Here is a 1,394-nt window from a genome sequence, read left to right as displayed (position 1 = left end):
CCCCAGATCCCGGTGAGATCGGCAATTTGGATCCCCAGGGGCCAGTCAAAGAGCAGGGATCCCCAATGAAAGGGGATCGGCCACCAGAGCAGGCCCAGCAGCCCATCCAGGCCTGTCCAGACCGTGGCCAGGCCCAGGGGACGTGCCCAGGGGGGGAGGGGCCGGCTTAGCGCCAAGCTCAAGACCGTGGCTGTTGTGAAAAACAGAGGGATCAGGGGAGCCACCACTGCTCCTCCCAGGATCTCCCAGGCGCTGAGCACTTGAAGCGAGAAGGGATCCACCCAGAAGGCGTACAGGCACACGCAAAACCAGAGGCCATAGGCCAAACGCCACTGCCTCCAACCCTGTTGCTGTTCGCAAAGGTAAAACAGAGGCGCTAGGCCCAGCAGCGCTCCCGGAAACCAGTGCAGCCAGCGGTTGGGGGATCCCAAACACAGCAGCAAAACGGCCAGCCCCGCCAGCCAGCGGGATCTCCACTCTGGGCGAAGCGGTGGGAGCAAAGCCGGGTGTTGAGGGAAGGAGGGCAGCTCTAGGGCCATTGGCAATGCAGGGGAATCCTCTGAGTGCTGCGGGCAGCCGCAAGAGCCGGCCTTGCTCGCATCCCATCATCTTTACAGAGCCTGCTGAGGCCTGCAAACGATCCCAGCGGCCCTAGCGCGGATACCACCGCTTTTGCCAGGCCCGCATTTGCTCAATCTCCGCTTGCTGGGTAGTGACAATGGCTGTTGCCAGTTGCCGAATCTCGGGGCACTTGGATTTTTCCAGAGCCTCTCTAGCCATGACCAGGGCTCCTTCGTGGTGCTGGATCATTGCTTGCAGGAAGCGCAGATCGAACTCAGGGTCAGCGGCTCCCAGGTCGGTATCCATGCGCATAGCCGAGATCATTTCTGGAGTCATGGCCATCTGGTGGCCCATCTCTTCATGCCACATGACGGGCTCCTGGGGAGCTAGCGGGTACCAGCTCAGCCGCCAGTCTTGCATCTGCTTGATTTCTTGGCTTTGGGCGACCCCAATGGCCCTGGCCAACTGACGAATTTCCCGCCGCCGGGATTTTTGCAGGGCTTCTGTGGCCATGCTCACCGCTCCCTCGTGGTGGAGGATCATCGCATCCAGAAACCGCAGTTCGAAGGATTCGTCGGCAGGGCCTAGGCCTAGCCGATGAGCTCTCTGGATTGAGAGCCCCCCCTTGTTCTCATGAGCAGTTGCCTCTAGCCCCAGCTCCCTGGCAAGCCAGGGATTGCCCAGGACAAACCCACCAGCCAGGATGAGAGCACAGACAGTCAGGCGCATCGCCACTTCTCTCCGAGGACAACAGGTCAATATCCTACGCCTTCCAGCCCCCTCTGGAGTCAAACCCTTTGGCGATCCTGGCGCCAGAGTGGGATCCCTTAGCT

The 1,394-nt window shown here is 61.0% G+C and carries 1 protein-coding gene and 1 pseudogene; both read right to left on the bottom strand.

All coding sequences use genetic code 11. The annotated features are described in order from the left end of the window. A pseudogene (locus NW809_RS12600) lies at positions 1-539 on the bottom strand (apolipoprotein N-acyltransferase); the annotation flags it as partial. A 112-nt stretch (positions 540-651) separates the two neighbouring features. Further along, positions 652-1,290, bottom strand: a complete 639-nt coding sequence (locus NW809_RS12595; RefSeq protein WP_414346209.1) for a DUF305 domain-containing protein — start codon at positions 1,288-1,290, stop codon at positions 652-654. Positions 1,291-1,394: the final 104 nt, after the last annotated feature.

It is taken from the genome of Synechococcus sp. WC101 (genome assembly GCF_047461555.1).
GTDB lineage: Bacteria > Cyanobacteriota > Cyanobacteriia > Thermostichales > Thermostichaceae > Thermostichus.
The sequence above is the reverse complement of the archived record's forward strand: the minus strand, read 5'-3'. Positions and strand labels throughout refer to the sequence as shown.